This is a genomic window from Streptomyces sp. NBC_00885 (genome assembly GCF_045207475.1).
Classification (GTDB): Bacteria; Actinomycetota; Actinomycetes; order Streptomycetales; family Streptomycetaceae; genus Streptomyces.
This window is the reverse complement of the sequence record NZ_CP108796.1, coordinates 4,619,351-4,635,592: the sequence shown is the minus strand read 5'-3', so window position 1 is coordinate 4,635,592 and position 16,242 is coordinate 4,619,351. Positions and strand designations below refer to the sequence as shown.

General features: G+C 73.1%; 14 protein-coding genes. 7 read left to right on the top strand and 7 right to left on the bottom strand.

Annotated elements, in window-relative coordinates:
- Positions 1-43 precede the first annotated feature (43 nt).
- Positions 44-3,178, bottom strand: coding sequence for a sacsin N-terminal ATP-binding-like domain-containing protein (locus OHA61_RS21075; RefSeq protein WP_406304312.1), 3,135 nt, complete (start codon positions 3,176-3,178; stop codon positions 44-46).
- Between the two features lie 367 nt (positions 3,179-3,545).
- Positions 3,546-4,469 carry a DUF3027 domain-containing protein gene (locus tag OHA61_RS21070; protein ID WP_406304311.1) on the bottom strand — a complete coding sequence of 308 codons (924 nt, stop codon included), beginning with the start codon at positions 4,467-4,469 and terminating at the stop codon, positions 3,546-3,548.
- 303 nt (positions 4,470-4,772) lie between these two features.
- Here OHA61_RS21070 and OHA61_RS21065 point away from each other — a divergent pair, with 303 nt between their 5' ends.
- From OHA61_RS21065 to OHA61_RS21050, 4 genes are all read left to right on the top strand, one after another.
- Positions 4,773-6,122 (top strand): MFS transporter, encoded by a 1,350-nt coding sequence (locus OHA61_RS21065; protein ID WP_406304310.1) that lies wholly within the window; start codon positions 4,773-4,775, stop codon positions 6,120-6,122.
- Between the two features lie 78 nt (positions 6,123-6,200).
- Positions 6,201-6,680, top strand: a complete 480-nt coding sequence (locus tag OHA61_RS21060) for a DUF2771 domain-containing protein (RefSeq protein WP_361917307.1) — start codon at positions 6,201-6,203, stop codon at positions 6,678-6,680.
- Positions 6,681-6,708: 28 nt separating this feature from the next.
- The gene (locus OHA61_RS21055; RefSeq protein ID WP_406304309.1) at positions 6,709-7,353 is read left to right on the top strand and encodes a futalosine hydrolase; all 645 of its coding nucleotides are present in this window, start codon (positions 6,709-6,711) and stop codon (positions 7,351-7,353) included.
- Positions 7,350-8,189 carry a 1,4-dihydroxy-6-naphthoate synthase gene (locus OHA61_RS21050; protein ID WP_406304308.1) on the top strand — a complete coding sequence of 280 codons (840 nt, stop codon included), beginning with the start codon at positions 7,350-7,352 and terminating at the stop codon, positions 8,187-8,189. The genes OHA61_RS21055 and OHA61_RS21050 overlap by 4 nt, the downstream gene beginning before the upstream one ends.
- Positions 8,190-8,193: 4 nt before the next feature.
- Here the strand turns inward: OHA61_RS21050 and OHA61_RS21045 are convergent, their stop codons facing one another.
- The gene (locus tag OHA61_RS21045; RefSeq protein WP_323136066.1) at positions 8,194-8,577 is read right to left on the bottom strand and encodes a cold-shock protein; all 384 of its coding nucleotides are present in this window, start codon (positions 8,575-8,577) and stop codon (positions 8,194-8,196) included.
- A gap of 191 nt (positions 8,578-8,768) precedes the next feature.
- Between OHA61_RS21045 and OHA61_RS21040 the strand changes: the two genes are divergently transcribed.
- A complete protein-coding gene (locus tag OHA61_RS21040; protein WP_266481301.1) occupies positions 8,769-9,005 on the top strand; it encodes a hypothetical protein in 237 nt (78 codons plus the stop codon).
- Here the strand turns inward: OHA61_RS21040 and OHA61_RS21035 are convergent.
- Together OHA61_RS21035 and OHA61_RS21030 are read right to left on the bottom strand one after the other, a co-directional pair.
- Positions 9,002-9,652: an HAD family hydrolase gene (locus tag OHA61_RS21035; RefSeq protein ID WP_406304307.1), complete on the bottom strand. Its 651-nt coding sequence runs from the start codon at positions 9,650-9,652 to the stop codon at positions 9,002-9,004. The two genes, OHA61_RS21040 and OHA61_RS21035, sit on opposite strands and share 4 nt — an antisense overlap.
- A gap of 61 nt (positions 9,653-9,713) precedes the next feature.
- A complete protein-coding gene (locus OHA61_RS21030) occupies positions 9,714-10,727 on the bottom strand; it encodes a hypothetical protein (RefSeq protein ID WP_406304306.1) in 1,014 nt (337 codons plus the stop codon).
- Between the two features lie 93 nt (positions 10,728-10,820).
- On the opposite strand from OHA61_RS21030, the gene OHA61_RS21025 reads away from it, so the two are divergent.
- Positions 10,821-13,382: a helicase-associated domain-containing protein gene (locus tag OHA61_RS21025; protein WP_406304305.1), complete on the top strand. Its 2,562-nt coding sequence runs from the start codon at positions 10,821-10,823 to the stop codon at positions 13,380-13,382.
- Between the two features lie 24 nt (positions 13,383-13,406).
- On the opposite strand, the gene OHA61_RS21020 is transcribed toward OHA61_RS21025, so the two are convergent.
- Positions 13,407-13,787 (bottom strand): hypothetical protein, encoded by a 381-nt coding sequence (locus OHA61_RS21020; RefSeq protein ID WP_406304304.1) that lies wholly within the window; start codon positions 13,785-13,787, stop codon positions 13,407-13,409.
- Between the two features lie 159 nt (positions 13,788-13,946).
- Here OHA61_RS21020 and OHA61_RS21015 point away from each other — a divergent pair, with 159 nt between their 5' ends.
- The gene (locus OHA61_RS21015) at positions 13,947-15,584 is read left to right on the top strand and encodes a DNA repair helicase XPB (protein WP_361917325.1); all 1,638 of its coding nucleotides are present in this window, start codon (positions 13,947-13,949) and stop codon (positions 15,582-15,584) included.
- Positions 15,585-15,836: 252 nt separating this feature from the next.
- Here the strand turns inward: OHA61_RS21015 and OHA61_RS21010 are convergent, their stop codons facing one another.
- Positions 15,837-16,031, bottom strand: a complete 195-nt coding sequence (locus OHA61_RS21010) for a hypothetical protein (RefSeq protein WP_266481270.1) — start codon at positions 16,029-16,031, stop codon at positions 15,837-15,839.
- Between the last annotated feature and the right edge of the window lie 211 nt (positions 16,032-16,242).

The window sequence follows — 16,242 nt, the reverse complement described above, 5'->3', positions numbered from 1 at the left end:
AAGAAGGGGGCGCCTAGAGGCGCCCCCTTCCCGCGTGCTCGGGTCAGTCGAACCAGCGGTCCCGGGCCAGTTCCTCCGTGCGGGACGGGTCTTCCAGCAGCGCCGCCACCTCGAAGCGCCGGGGCCACTGGCCCGCCGACCAGGCCAGGCCCGCCGCCACGCCCTCCACCGTGGAGGCGTGGATCACGCCGTCCGGGGTGCGGCGCCATTCCAGTTCGGTGCCGCCTGCGATCAGTTCGTCGTGCTCGATGTACGTCGCCGGCGTGGACGGGCCGAGCAGGACGTGGACCGACTCGGGGACCTCGTGTTCCTCGCCCTGCGTCGTCACCTCCGCCGCTACCGTCTCGCTCAGCCGGCGGACCTGGAACAGTTCCGCCAGTTCCGCGGCGCGCGACGGCGTCACCGGGAGCAGCGGCAGGCCCGCCGCCAGGGGGAGCAGATCCGGCGCGTCCGCGACCACCGCGTCCGCCGCGTCGACGACGCGGACCTCGCCGTCCACGACCGCGCGCAGGTCGTCCGGGAGCGTGACCTGCTCCGGGTCGAGATCCGCCAGCGCCGTGTACAGGGCGTGGAGTTGGGCCGCCCGCACCGGGCGCGAAGGGTCGGCCAGGCGGCCGAGGAGTTCGGCCGCGCCGCCGGGCTCGTCGAGCAGTGCGGCGACCGAGGTGCGGACGCCGAGGGCCTGCAGGACCTGGGCGTCCTCGAAGCCCGTGGTGTCGGCGGACTCGTACAGGCCCGCCAGCAGCGGGTCCGCGCCCGCCGCCCGCAGGCCCGCCGGACGGCGGCCGTCCAGGACCGGATGGTCCCGCAGCCACCATGCCGTGTACGGACGGACCGTCTCCGTCGTGCCGTCCGGCAGCAGGATCCGTACGGACTGGGTGAGCGCGTCCCGCAGCGGCGGCTGCGCCAGCAGCGCCAGTGCCTGCGGCCAGCAGTCGTCGTCGACCAGGTCCAGGTCACGGACGGCGACGACCTCCGTGGCGACCGGCGGCACGGGTGTGTCCGGCAGCCGGTCGAGGACGTCCTCGCACCACACGTCGACCGCGTCGAGCAGCCCCGCGTCGTCGGGCTCGGCGAAGTCCCCCTCGCGGGGCTCCAGTTCATCGGGGTCAAGGACCACGTCCGTGGCCCGTACGAGCGCGAAATTCGCCAGCACACCGCACGCGGCGAGCGGCTGCTCTCCCCAGCGCTCGGCCAACTCGGCGTCGCAGAGCGCGAGTTCGTCCTCCCGCATGATCGACGCGAACGGGCTGCCGGGCAGCACCAGTTCACCCGCGGGCGCGAGTTCCCCGTCCTCGTCGGACAGGGCCAGCGCCCCCAGCCACGGTTCGTCCCCGGGTTCGAGGCCCGCGTCCCGTACGAGTGCGAGCACCGTCTCCGCGAGCTCGTCCGCGTCCAGCGCGTCCTCGTCCCAGACCTCGCCCGCGTCCAGCGAGCCCGCGACCGCCGCGCGGACCTGCGGCGTCGTCAGTACGGCGCGCGGTGTCGCGGGCAGGGCACCCAGCTTCTCCAGAAGGGGGTGCGCGGCATCGGGATGGACGACCTTCAGGCCGAGCCGGGCCAGCTGCGGTGGCGTCTCGGCCAGTGGCAGCAGCGTCTGGCGTGGCCCGATCGTCGTACGGCCGTCGGCGAGGGGCACGGGAAGCCCGGACAGCCGGTCGGGGTCGACCCCGGCGAGGCTGTCGTACAGGCGCTGCCACCAGCCGGGCTCGCGCTCAAGACCCGCGAGCCGGTCGACCGCCTCGGTCAGCGGCACCCGCGCGACACCGAGCGTCCGCAGCTCGACGCGGCGCTCAAGACCCGCGGGCAGCAGGCTCGGCAGCACCTCGGCCAGCACCTGGACCGTCTCCGTGCCCGCGCCCTCCAGGACCTCCGCCTCGATCGGGCGCAGCCCGGCGGAGATCTCGCGGTCCGGCAGACCGGTGTCCTCGCCGGACACGTCCCGCGGTGCGGCCGCCTCCAGGAACGCCGTACGCGGAAGACGCTCCAGGATCTCCGCCCGCAGCTTGCCGTCCAGCTCACCCTTGCCGAGCGGGCCCGGCACCAGGTCGATCGTGCCGACGGTCACCGGCTGCCAGCTGCCGAGCAGTTCGGCGTACGCGTCCGCGGCCTTGCGCACCAGGAATTCGGTGAGCGGCCCGGGCGCCGGGTGGCGGCGGGTGGTGTCCAGCGGGAGGGACGCGATCAGCAGCGCGGGCACGCCGAGGGGTTCGTCGGTGGGCGTGGGCGCGTGCACCACGGGGGCTGTACGCGGCCGGGCCGGAGCGCCCGCATCGTCCACGGGCACGGCCCAGGTGACCGTCCAGAACGGCCGCAGCCGCTCCTCGACCGGCCGGTCCGCGAGCAGCGCGGGCTCGATGCCGCCGCCGTGGCTGACGACGCGCCAGCGCCGGTCGCCCTGCACGCTGTCCTCGACATGTACGTACGCCCCGTGCACGGAGCGCCTCAACTCCCGTACGCCGCGCGGAGTTTCGACGACGATCTCGGAGAGTCCGGTCAGCGTGAGCAGCAGCGCGTCGTCGATCCCGGCGAGCAGCCGCTCCACCAGGTCGACCGCGGCGCCGTCCCGCAGCGGCAGGACGACCACGGTGTCGTAGCCCTCGGGGGCCGTGCCCTCGGCGGGCAGCGGCAGCCGCAGCAGCGGTACGTGCCCGTCCCGGCGGCGCAGCTCGTCACCGAGGCCGGGGCTCGCCTGGGCCGCCTCCTCGGCCAGTCCCCTGGCCTCCGCGAGGGACCAGCGCACGCCGCCGTGGCGTCCGACGACCGCGGGCTCGTCGCTCACCGCGAGGACGGCCGCGAAGCCGACGCCGAACCGGCCGACGGCGGACTCGTGGCCCTCGCGCTTGGCGCTGGCGCGCAGGGTGCTCAGGGACTCGACGCCGGTGGCGTCCAGGGGCGCGCCGGTGTTCGCGGCGGCGAGGACGGCGGGCTGGTCGCCGGTGCCCGGCCGCAGCGTCAGCCGCAGGCGGCCCGGCACCTTGGCGCGGGCGGCCGCGTCGGCGGCGTTCTGGGCGAGCTCGACGACGAGGCGGTCCCGGTAGCCGCCGAGCGCGAGGTCCTCCTCGGCGTTGGCGTCCTCCCGGAAGCGGGCGGGCGAGGCCCCCCACGCGTCGAGCACCCCGCGCCGCAGCCGCGCCGTCCCGAACGGGTCGGCCCACTCGGTCGTCCTGACGCTCACGCTGTGACTCCGCTCTCTCCGGGTGCGGGCGTTTGCCGCGCATGCCTGTGCGGCCGAAGGTACCTCGGGGCGGGGGGTTGTGGTGCGGTGCGGTGCGGGTGCCGCTGCGCGGGGCTGTTCCCCACCCCGCCCGTTCCCTTAACCGGGGCTCCGCCCCGGACCCCGCTCCTCAAACGCCGGAGGGGCTGAAATGTGCGGCCGAGCCGCACATTCAGCCCGTCCGGCGTTTGAGGACACGCGCGAAGCGCGTACGGGGGTCTGGGGGCCTGCCCCCAGTTCGGGATGGGGGTACCTCCCACGGCCGCCAGGCCGTAGGGGGAGGGCGGGCTGGGGAACAAACAAGGCCCGCGCCACGGACCCGGTGACGTCAGGAGTGGCCCAGGTCCTCCGACGCGCCGTCCGGCTCGGAGACCGAGCCGCCGTCCCGCGCCGGGCGCAGCGGGAACTCGTCCGCGCCCATCGTGTCCAGCACCGGCGGCGGCGGCACCGGCGGCTTCGGCATCACGGCCGCCTCCGAGTGACCTCCGCAGCCGTACGCCAGGGAGACGATCCGCCCGTCCGCCGGCGAGAACTCGTTCGCGCACACGCCGAAGGCCTGCCGCAGCGAGCCCGCGATCGGGACCAGGAAGCCGCATGTCACGCACGCCGCGGGGGCCGCCTGTGCCATCGGGGTCTTCGCGCCGAAGGACTCGTCCCAGCGGTCCGCGGCGATATGCAGCCCGTACCGGGACAGCACTCTGGCCCGGCGCATGCCGAGCTCCTCGGCGACCGCAGAGATCGAGCCGCGGGAGGGAGCCAGCGGCAGCGAGGCCGGCGGGCCCGAGGTGACCTCCGCGTCCTCCGCCTCGACCAGTTCGGCCATCTCCTCCGACACCGCGGAGTTCGGCGGCGGCGAGTCCTCGCCGGAGAAGCCGGGCTCCAGCCGCAGATCGTCCGCCTCGGTGGGCAGCAGATCGCCGGGGCCCATGTCGCCGGGCCGCAGCCGCTCGCTCCACGGCACCCACTCGGGCGCCAGCAGTGCGTCGGGGCCGGGCAGCAGGACGGTTTCGTCGAGGGTGACGACCTTGGCGCGCGAGGCCCGGGCGACGGTCACCGCCCAGCGCCAGCCCCGGTAGCCGATCTCCTTGCACTCGAAGAAGTGCGTGACGACGCGGTCTCCCTCCGAGACGAGGGACACATGCTCGCCGACCACCCCCGGGGCCGCGGCCTCCTCGGCCGCCGCCCGGGCTAGGTCTACCGCCTCGGCGCACAGACGGTCAGGGGTACGGCTTCGCGTCGTCGCAGCACTCACAGGTCTCGCTTCTCTCCTACGCCGTATCACGGGTGCGCCGGCCGATTCGCGAGGTACGGGCCGCAGGCGGAGCGGACCAAGGGGCCGCATCGACGTCCGCGCCCAGACCAACCGTGTCTCGGGCACACCTACCGTCATCCATTCTGCGGGATGCCGAAGAGGCGCGCGGCCGAGAACAACCGCCGGTGGCGCGCTACGCACGCTACCCCCTCCGCCGCCCGCCGCCCACCTGCCCGCCCCAACAAGGGGCTAACAACACGGCATCACCGTTCGCGTGGGCGGCGCTTGGGGCACTATGACGGAGTGGCAGCCGTACGGTCGTCCGAAGGCGCCGGGCAGCTCAGAAGAGCAGGCCGGGCGGTTGGGCGTGCCCTGCATCTCCCTTTCACGGGCACGGCGCGCGGCATCCGCAGGGCGACGCACGCGCACGGCGCGGGCGAGTCCGGCCTCGGGAAACTGATCGAACTCCACGCCGTGAACGGCGCGGGAGATGTCATGATCACCGTCGCGCTCGCGTCGACGGTTTTCTTCTCCGTACCGACGGACGAGGCACGCGGCCGCGTCGCGCTCTACCTCGCCGTCACGATGCTGCCCTTCACCCTGCTGGCCCCCGTCATCGGACCGCTTCTGGACCGCATCCCGCACGGCCGCCGGGCGGCGATGGCGGCCTCGATGCTCGCCCGTGCGGTGCTCGCGCTCGCGATGTCCGGGGCGGTGGAGACGGGCGGCCTGCAGCTGTATCCGGCCGCGCTGGGTGTGCTGGTCGCCTCGAAGGCGTACGGAGTGGTGCGCAGCGCGGTCGTGCCGCGGCTGCTGCCGCCGACGTTCTCGCTGGTGAAGGCGAACTCCCGGGTGACGCTGGCCGGGCTGCTGGCGACGGGGATCGCGGCGCCGATCGGTATCGGGCTGCAGAAGATCGCGCCCCAGTGGCCGCTGTACGGGGCGTGCGCGCTGTTCCTGCTGGGTGCGTACTGGGCGTTCACCATGCCGCACAAGGTCGACTCGGCGAAGGGCGAGCGCAAGGCGCACATGCTGACGCACGGCGAGACGAAGCCGAGTCTGCGCACGGTCGGGCCCTCCGTACTGCACGGGCTGCAGGCCAATGCGTCCCTCCGGGCACTGTCCGGCTTCCTGATCTTCTTCCTCGCCTTCCTGCTGCGGGAGCATCCGCTCAACGGGCAGAGCCCTGCCGTCTCACTGGGGATAGTGGGCGTCGCGGCGGGCGTCGGCAACGCGCTGGGCACGACGGTCGGAGCGTGGCTGAAGGCCCGCGGGCCGGAGATGATCATCGCGACGGTGCAGTGTGTGGTGCTGCTGGCCGCGATCAGCGCGGCGCTGTTCTTCGGCGCGGGCATGGTGGCCGTGCTCGGCGCGACGGCGGGTCTGTGCCAGGCGCTCTCCAAGCTGTCCCTCGACGCGCTGATCCAGCGGGACGTCCCGGAACAGGTCCGCACCTCGGCGTTCGCCCGCTCCGAGACGCTGCTGCAGATGGCCTGGGTGGCGGGGGGCGCGATCGGCATCGCGCTGCCGCTGATCGGGACGGTGGGGATGTGGGTGGCGGCGGGGATCGTCGGGCTGGGGCTGGTGCTGTCGGCGCGGGGACTGGTGGGGGCGGCGCGGCGGGGGGACAGGCCGCGGGCGACGGTGGCGTAGCGGGCTGCCGCTGCGCGGGGCGCGACGCGCGGTGGACCCCCGCGTGGCGGGGCCCGGTGGGCCCGATAGCCTCGGGACATGACCGTTGCGTTCTTCTCGGGCAAGCGCCGCCGGGCCGCTGCCGCTCTCGGTGCCGTCTCCGCCGGGCTCCTCGTCCTTTCCGCCTGCGACAAGCCGACCCCGCTCGCGACCGTGACAGTCGGGACGGACTCGGTCCACTCCGAGGCGGCCTGCTACAACGACGGCAAGCCGATCAAGGAATCGCTGCTGCAGGGCTGCCTCACCGCGAAGCCCGGCAAGACCATCAAGGTCGCCCTGGACGACAAGGTCCGCATGGGCGTCGACCCGGAGATCGCCGACCACGGCTGGACGCTGCTCTTCGCCGGCCAGCCCGTCGAGCAGGAGCCGTACAAGAAGGGCTACCGGACCATCCCCGGCAACGCCTTCTTCTCCTCGCAGACCGGCGAGCCGACCAGCAAGACCCCCGTCGGCATCATGGAGACCAGCGGCAAGAAGGTCATCGGCATCTGGAACTTCCAGTTCGAGAAGGAGTCCTGACAAGGACCCCAGTCCGGAGGGCAGGGCTGTGCGCGTACTGGTGGTGACCGCGGTGGCGGCGGAGGCCGACTCCGTCGCCGCGGGGCTCACCGGCATCGGCGCGACGCCCGTCGTGGAGGTGCTGGCCGCCGGGGTCGGCCCCGCGGCCGCCGCCGCGACCGCGGCGACCGCGCTCGCCCTCGGCTCGTACGACCTCGTCGTCTCCGCAGGAATCGGCGGCGGTTTCCAGCCACACGCCCCTGTCGGCTCCCTCGTCGTCGCCGACGCGATCGTCGCCGCCGATCTCGGCGCCGACACCCCCGACGGCTTTCTGCCCGTCGACGAACTCGGTTTCGGGCGCAGCGTCCACCTTCCGCCGCCCGAACTGTCCGCGCGTGTCGCCAAGGCTCTCGACGCCGTGTATGCGCCCGTCCTCACCGTCTCCACGGTCACCGGCACCGCCGCCCGCGCCGCCGAGCTGAGCGTCCGTCACCCGCGGGCCGCCGCGGAGGCGATGGAGGGCTTCGGGGTGGCGGAGGCCGCCGCCGCCCACCGCGTACCGGTCCTGGAGATCCGTGCGATCTCCAATCCCGTCGGGCCGCGCGACCGTGCGGCCTGGCGCATCGGCCAGGCGCTGGACTCGCTGCGGTACGCCTTCCAGCTGCTCGCCCCCGTCCTGGAGGAAACGCCGTGACCTTGCAGATCGCGTACTCGCCGTGCCCGAACGACACCTTCGTATTCGACGCCCTCGCGCACGGCCGGGTCCCCGGCGCGCCCGCCGTCGATGTGAGTTTCGCGGACATCGACATCACCAACGCGATGGCCGAGCGCGGTGAGTTCGACGTGCTGAAGGTGTCGTACGCCGTACTGCCCTGGGTCCTCGACGAGTACGCGCTGCTGCCCTGCGGCGGCGCGCTCGGCCGGGGCTGCGGTCCGCTGGTGCTCACCAAGGAACCCGGCACGGATCTGACGGGAAAGACCGTCGCCGTGCCGAGCGAGCGCTCGACCGCCTATCTGCTTTTCCGGCTGTGGGCCGCGGACGTCGTGCCCGGTGGGGTCGGCGAGGTGGTCGTGATGCCGTTCCACGAGATCATGCCCGCCGTACGGGACGGCAAGGTCGACGCCGGACTGGTCATCCACGAAGCGCGGTTCACCTATCAGAACTTTTCCCTGCACTGCCTGGCCGACATGGGCGAGCACTGGGAGTCGAGCACCGGCCTGCCCATCCCGCTCGGCGCGATCATCGCCAAGCGCTCGCTGGGCGGGGCGACGCTGAAGCTGCTGGCCGATTCGATCCGCATCTCGGTGCGTATGGCCTGGGACGAGCCGGAGGTCTCCCGGCCCTACGTACTGGAGCACGCCCAGGAGATGGACCCCACCGTGGCCGACCAGCACATCGGGCTCTACGTCAATGAGTTCACGGCGGACCTGGGCGACGAGGGGTACGCGGCGGTGCGCGGCCTGCTGACACGCGCCGCGGCCGAGGGGCTCGTACCTCCCCTCGGCCGCGATGCGCTCGTTTCCGTATAGGCGGCTACACGTCCAGCTGGTCCGCCACCGCCCGCAGCAGGCCCGCGATCTTCGCGCCGTGGACCTTGTCGGGGTACCGGCCGCGCTCCAGCATCGGCGTGATGTTCTCCAGCAGGGTCGTCAGGTCCTGCACGATGGACGCCAGCTCGTCGGGCTTGCGCCGCTGCGCCGCCGCCACGGACGGGGCCGGGTCGAGAACCGTCACCGAAAGCGCCTGGTCACCGCGCTGGCCTGCCACCACGCCGAATTCGACGCGCTGGCCGGGCTTGAGCGACTCGACCCCGGCGGGGAGCACTGACGAGTGCACGAAGACGTCGCCGCCGTCGTCGCGGGAGAGAAAGCCGAAGCCCTTCTCGCTGTTGAACCACTTGACCTTGCCGGTAGGCACGTCTGTCCTCGTCCTCGTACTCGTTGGGGCACTGGGGCACCGGAAATCGGGCACCAACCTGGGCACCGAAAAACGGTCTGGATAGCACTACAGCGGGTCGCCTGACCCGCCACCCCCAAGGCTAATGGTCCAGGGGCTGGTGACAAGACGTTGCCGAATGGTTCCTACGCGCAAGGAACTACCCTGGCCGGATGACTGCTACTCCTCCCGCCCCCGGTGACGGGCTGGTGCGCGTCGGCGCGATCGTCTTCATCGTCGGCGCCGTTGCCACACTGGTCACCGTGGCCCCACTGTTTCTGGGGACCGAACCGTTTCCGCCGATCGCGTACGCGGTGTGCATGCTGATGGGCGCCGGCTTCCTGATCGCCGCGGCGGGTGTGCTGCGCTCGATCGCCGCGCAGCGACGACAGGCCAAATCCGCACTCTAGTTCTGGCTGTAGGCGCGCAGCCACGCCGGGAACGCCGTCAGATCGTCGATGATCACGTCCGCGCCGGCGGCACGCAGCTCCGCCGCGTCGCACGGCCCCGTCGGCACCGCGACCGACAGCGCCTGAGCCGCCCGCGCACCCCGTACGTCCCCGGTGTGGTCGCCGACGTACACACTCGCGCCGTGCTCGCGCAGCGCCTCGGCCTTCGCCTCTGCCCACAGCCAGCCGATGACCTCGTCCGGGGCGATCCCGAGATGGGCGAGGTGCAGCTTGGCGTTCGGCTCGTGCTTGGCGGTCACGACTATGGCGCGGCCGCCGAGCTCCTGGACGGCGGCGACGGCCTCGCGGGCGCCGGGCAGGGCGCGGGTCGGCGTGATCGCGTACGTGGGATAGATCTCGCGGTAGCGGTCGCACATCCGCTGGATGTCCTCGCCCGGGAACCAGTGCGCCATCTCCTCCTCCAGCGGCGGCCCCAGCCTCGTCACGGCCAGGTCGGCGTCGATCCACACCCCGGTCTCGGCGGACAGCGCTAGATAGGCGGCGCGGATACCGGGGCGGGAGTCGATGAGGGTCATGTCGAGGTCGAAGCCGACGGTGAGCCGGTGCGTTGCGGAATTCGAAGCCGAGTGCGAAGCCATGGGGACCATTGTGCCCAGCGGGCCGCGGCGGCCCCGCCGCGGTGCTCAGGGGGTGGGCGCCGGGACGCCCTCAGCCGGTGTTGCGCCGCGCCCGCCACACCAGGTAGAGCGCGGAGGCGACCGCCGCCCCCTTCACCACCCAGGGCCAGGTCCCGGCCAGCGCGTCGCGCATCCCGTCCTGCGGGATCGGCTCGCCCCAGCGCCCGTTGACCCGGCCCCACAGCCAGACGAGGCCGCCGGCTACGACCGCCCCGGGCAGGCCGACGACCGCCCACTTCGCCTCCGCGCGGGACAGCCGGCGCGAGGCATAGGCGAAAAGCCAGCCGAGACCGAGGGCGAGGAAGGAGCCGAAGAGGGCGCCCCCGAGCAGCAGAGCGGCGGCGATCAGGAGGAACGGGTTGGCGAACGCGGGCGGTTGTCCGGCCCCTTCCGTACGGCGGCGAAGCCGCGGGAGCCACCGGCGGCGCCCGGTCCCGGCCTCCGCCGCGTCGTCGTCCTCGTACTCCTCCTCGGGCTCCGCCGCGTCCTCGGCGGCCTCCTGCGCCTCCAAGTCCTCCTTGGACGGCGGGGGTTTCAGTATTTCGGGGATCTCCACACCGCCGACGAAGCCCGCGACGCTCTCGCCCGCGCCGAACGGCCCCGGCTCGACCCGCCACCAGTCGGGCTCACTGCCCGAGGGGCCGAGCTCGTCCATCCCCGCCAGGTGCGGCGGCGCGGCGCCGGCGGACATCCGGGGAGCATCGGGCTGTTCCGGAGCCGCTCTGCGCGGCCGCGGGATACGGCGCCGTGCGCGCTGCTCGGGCACGGCGGCCGGGGACGCGGCTGCGGCCGGGGGCCGCCCCGCGTCGGCGCCGCTCTCCTCGAACGCCGCCGCCACAACCTCGTCCGGCGTACCGAGCCGCCCCAGAATGCGGCGTACCGACGCGGGGGTGTCGGAACCGAACTTCGCCCGCCGCCGGTCGATCTCGTCGCGCAGCGTCGACACCAGCCGCATGCGGGTGCCGGACGGCAGTTGCTGTTGCTGAGCCAGGTCCCCGACACGGCTCAGATAGTCGTAGACGAGCTGATCGCTCTCGATCCCCACCGGCGTTCCCCTGACGTTCCCTGCCCGGCCGCCCTGCCGTCCCGGGCCCGCCCTGTCCCCGACGGTAGCGCTCCAGGGACTAACGTGGTGCGGATGGGGACCATGCCCGAAGGAAGCAGTACGGCCGGCCGCGGCGGTCCGCGCACGCTGGCCGAGGCTCTGCGCACCCGCGGTGACGAGGAGCTGGCCGCGCTGCTGCGCGCCCGCCCCGATCTGCTGACCCCCGTGCCGGGCGACCTGACACAGCTCGCGACACGGGCCGGCACACGCGCCTCCGTCGTCCGGGCACTGGAGCGGCTCGACCGCTTCACGCTGCAGACCGCCGAGGCACTGGCCGTTGCCCCCGACCCCGCACCGTACGAGACCCTGCGCGGCCTGCTCACCGGCGACGAGGGCGATCCGGTCATCGAAGCGGCCCTGCCGCACGCGGTGGATGTGCTGCGCAGGCAGGCGATCATCTGGGGCGGTGCGGACCGGCTGCGGCTGGTGCGCACCGCGCGCGAACTCCTCGCCCCCTCCCCCACCCGGCCGTCGCCGACCGGCCTCGGCCCGACCGTCGCCGAGGCCACCGCCGGGATGTCGCCGACGCGGCTCCAGGAAATCCTCGCCGTCGCCGGGCTGCCGACCACGCACGACCCGGTCTCCGCGGTCGCCGCGCTCGTCACGCTGTTCACCGACCGGACACGGATGGCCGCGCTCCTCGACACCGCACCGCCCGAGGCGCTGACGGTCCTGGACCGGCTGGTCTGGGGTCCCCCGTACGGGGAGGTGACGGCCAGCCCGACCCCGCCCGTGCGGTGGCTGCGCGACCGTGGACTGCTGCTGCCCGCGTCGCCGCGCACGGTCGTGCTGCCGCGCGAGGCCGCACTGCATCTGCGGGCCGGCCGCGCGCACCGAACGGTCGAGCCGCTGCCGCCCGAGGTCAGCCCCGCCGCCACGACGTCGATCATCCAGGGCCGTCCACAGGTTGTGGACAGTACGGCGGCGGGTCAGGCGTTCACCGCGCTCTCCACCGTCGAGGACCTGCTGAAGGACTGGCACGAGGGCGGGCCCGCGGTACTGCGGTCGGGCGGCCTGTCCGTACGTGACCTCAAGCGCACCGCCGCAGCGCTGGACACGAACGAGCAGATGGCCGGGTTCTGGCTGGAACTCACCTATGCGGCAGGGCTGTTGGCATCGGACGGCGCGGCGGACGAACGATACGCGCCGACGCCCGCGTACGACGACTGGCTCACCCTCCCCGCGGCCGAACGCTGGGCACGGCTCGCCGCGGCCTGGCTGACCGCGACCCGCACGGCGGGCCTGATCGGCGGCCAGGACACCAAAGGCCGCACCCTCTCCGCCCTCGGCCCCGACCTCGACCGCTCCGCCGCGACCGAGGTCCGCCGCCGGGTCCTCGACCTGCTCGCCACCCTCCCGGCGGGCACCGCACCCGACCCGGAGTCCGTCCTCGCCCGCCTGCGCTGGGAACGCCCGCTGCGCGGCAGCGGCACGGCGGACCCGGAGGCGAACGCGGCACGCAACGCGGCGGCCGTGGGCCCCACCGATCTGCGCTCGCGCATCGCGGCCTGGACGCTGAGGGAAGCGGAAGTCCTGGGCATCACGGGCCGCGGCGCACTGTCGGCACACGGCCGGGCCCTGCTCGGCCACGACACCGCCCCGGCCGACGGAACAGAAGGGACGGGGGCCGCGAGGCACGCCCGCGCCGAAGAACTCGCCGCCGACGCCACCGCCGCACTCGCGCCGCTCCTGCCCGAGCCGCTCGACCACGTACTCCTCCAGGCCGACCTCACCGCCGTCGCACCCGGCCCCCTTCAGCGACCGCTCGCCGAGACCCTCTCCGTACTCGCCGACGTCGAGTCCAAGGGCGGGGCGACCGTCTACCGCTTCACCCCGGGCTCCGTGCGCCGCGCGCTGGACGCCGGGCGGTCCGCGTCCGACCTGCACACCTTCCTGGCCACACACTCGCGTACGCCCGTGCCGCAGCCGCTCAGCTACCTCATCGACGACGTCGCCCGCCGCCACGGCCATCTGCGGATCGGCGCCGCATCCGCCTACGTACGCTGCGACGACGACGCTCTGCTCGGCGAAATCCTCGCCGACAAGCGGTCCCAGGGCCTGCGGCTGCGCCGCCTCGCCCCCACCGTCCTGGCCGCCCAGGCCGACCCCGCGACACTGCTCGACGGCCTGCGGACCATGGGGTACGCGCCCGCCGCCGAGTCCGCCGAGGGCGACGTCCTGATCACCCGCGCCCACGCCCGCCGCACCCCGCCGCGCACCCCGCCCGCCCCCGTCCCGGACGGCCCGCCCCTGCCGGACGCCACGCTGCTCGGCGCGGCGGTGAAGGCCATCCGCGCGGGCGACCTCGCGGCCACGGTGGAGCGCAAACCCGCCCCGGAACCCGCGAAGAACGGCGAGCTGCCACGCACCACCTCCGCCGAGACCCTGGCCACAGTCCAGGCGGCGGCGATGACCGGCGCCGCGGTCTGGATCGGCTACGTCAACGCGGACGGCGCGGCCAGCCAGCGCGTCATCGCGCCGGTGCGGGTGGAGGGCGGCTTCGTCACGGCGTACGACCACACGGCGGACGAAGTCCGCACGTACCCCCTGCACCGCATCACGGGAGTCGCCGAACTCGCGGACGACTCCGCCTGACTGGATCCTGCGGAGCCCGCCCGCTCAGACCTGCACATTGCCGGTGAGCAGCAGCACGAGGAACACGACGATCGCCACCAGCATCACGAGCTTCGAGTAGAAGAACGCGAGGCAGCAGGCCAGCAGCCCGAGCGTGACCCGCGTCGGACGCCGCCTCATGGTGGGCTCCGGCAGCAAGCTCGCCGCCACCATGGCGAGCGGCACGAGGTACCCGAGCGTCAGGCCGTGGTCGAGCGGCATGCCGGACGACAGGATGTCGGCGTACGCCATCAGCAGCACGAGCGGCGTGCACAGCGCCGGTGCCACCCACCAGTACGCGTCGCGGACGACCGCCGTCGAGGACGACGGGTGGGGGACAAAACCCCCGGCGACCGGGGGTACGTACGGATTCGGCTCGATTCCCATGCCCTCACCCAACCGCCTCGCCCCACGTCCCCGGCAGCGTGCGCCTACTCATCCCTCCCGTCCCGGTACTCAGGCCGGATCGGCCGGACAAGGACCTGAGGCACGCCCGCGGCCGCGTACGGCACACTGGAGGTTTGGCCTCACCGAAAGGGCGCAGGTGTGAACGGACCCCTCATCGTCCAGAGCGACAAGACCCTCCTCCTCGAAGTCGACCACGAGCTGGCGGACGACTGCCGTCGGGCCATCGCGCCCTTCGCGGAGCTGGAGCGCGCCCCCGAGCACATCCACACCTACCGGGTCACCCCGCTCGGCCTGTGGAACGCCCGGGCCGCCGGGCACGACGCCGAGCAGGTCGTCGACGCGCTCGTGGCGTACTCCCGCTACCCCGTCCCGCATGCCCTCCTCGTGGATGTCGCCGAGACGATGGCCCGCTACGGCCGGCTCACCCTCTCCAAGCACCCCACCCACGGACTCGTGCTGACCACCACCGACCGGCCCGTCCTGGAGGAGATCCTCCGCTCCAGGAAGGTCCAGCCGCTGGTCGGGAGCCGGATCGACCCGGACACCGTGGTCGTGCACCCCTCCGAGCGCGGGCAGATCAAGCAGACGCTGCTGAAGCTCGGCTGGCCCGCCGAGGACCTCGCCGGTTACGTCGACGGCGAGGCGCACGCCATCGAGCTGGACGAGACCGGCTGGGCGCTGCGCCCGTACCAGAAGCAGGCCGTCGAAGGCTTCTGGCACGGCGGTTCGGGCGTGGTCGTGCTGCCCTGCGGCGCGGGCAAGACGCTTGTCGGCGCGGGTGCGATGGCGCAGGCCAAGGCGACCACCCTGATCCTGGTCACCAACACCGTCTCCGCCCGGCAGTGGAAGCACGAGCTGGTGAAGCGGACGTCACTGACCGAGGACGAGATCGGTGAGTACAGCGGTACGAGGAAGGAGATCCGCCCCGTCACCATCGCGACCTATCAGGTGCTGACGACGAAGCGGAAGGGGATCTATCCCCACCTGGAGCTCTTCGACTCCCGCGACTGGGGGCTGATCCTCTACGACGAGGTGCATCTGCTGCCCGCCCCGGTGTTCAAGTTCACGGCGGACCTCCAGGCCCGGCGGCGGCTCGGTCTGACCGCCACGCTCGTACGGGAGGACGGGCGCGAGTCGGACGTCTTCTCGCTGATCGGGCCGAAGCGTTTCGACGCGCCCTGGAAGGAGATCGAGGCGCAGGGCTACATCGCGCCCGCGGACTGTGTGGAGGTCCGGGTCAATCTCACCGACTCCGAGCGGCTCGCGTACGCCACGGCCGAGACGGAGGAGAAGTACCGCTTCTGCGCCACCACCGCGACCAAGCGGAAGGTGACGGAGGCGCTGGTCCAGCGGTTCGCGGGCCAGCAGATCCTCGTCATCGGCCAGTACATCGACCAGCTCGACGAGCTGGGCGAGCATCTGAACGCGCCGGTCATCAAGGGCGAGACGTCCAACGCGCAGCGCGAGAAGCTCTTCGAGGCGTTCCGGCAGGGCGAGATCTCGGTGCTGGTCGTCTCCAAGGTCGCGAACTTCTCGATCGACCTGCCGGAGGCGACCGTCGCCATCCAGGTGTCCGGCACCTTCGGCTCCCGCCAGGAGGAGGCCCAGCGGCTCGGCCGGGTGCTCCGCCCCAAGGCGGACGGGCACCAGGCCCACTTCTACTCGGTGGTCGCGCGCGACACGATCGACCAGGACTTCGCGGCGCACCGCCAGCGCTTCCTGGCGGAACAGGGGTACGCGTACCGGATCGTGGACGCGGACGAACTGCTGGGCTAGCCGGGCTGCCGGGCGCACCGTCCGCAGCGGTGCCCGTGCCCGGACGGTGATCAGCAGGCAGGGGACGAGCAGATACGTGTGGAGTGCCGGTTCGAGCCAGAGGCCGGCGGCGAGGGAGATGAGCACCAGCGGCGGCCGCGCGGAGCGTCTGGCGAACCGGAAGAGCGCGAGAGTGGCTGCGGAGAGTAAACACGGGGTCACGTTCCGGAACTTCACGGGCGCGACCCTACTAGGGGATCGGCGACGGCAGGGTCAGCGGCGGCGGACGCCTGCCTCCTCCGCGTACTCGCCGAGGACGGCGACGCTGAAGACGGCCTGGGCGTAGACCTTGACGACGCGCAGCGCGTTGCCGAGGCGGTGCGGGGAATGGTGGGTGGAGCCGGTGGCGGTCGCGCCGTGGCTGGGATGGGGGATGTGGGCGCCTGGGGTGAAGGTTGCTGTGCTCATACCTCCATGATGGATTTCCGGCCGGCGAATGGCATCGATCTGCGGTCTGAACCCAGCGGTCGCCGGTGTACGACTCCAGGCATAGGCCGTCCCCTACGGGGAGGATGCGTGGCCTCCACCCGGATGGGGTCCTGACCGGGCAGCGGGAAAATCATTCGCGCCCGGTCCGCGCCCTGACTAAACTCCCCGTCTTCCCCGCCTCCCTCGCAGG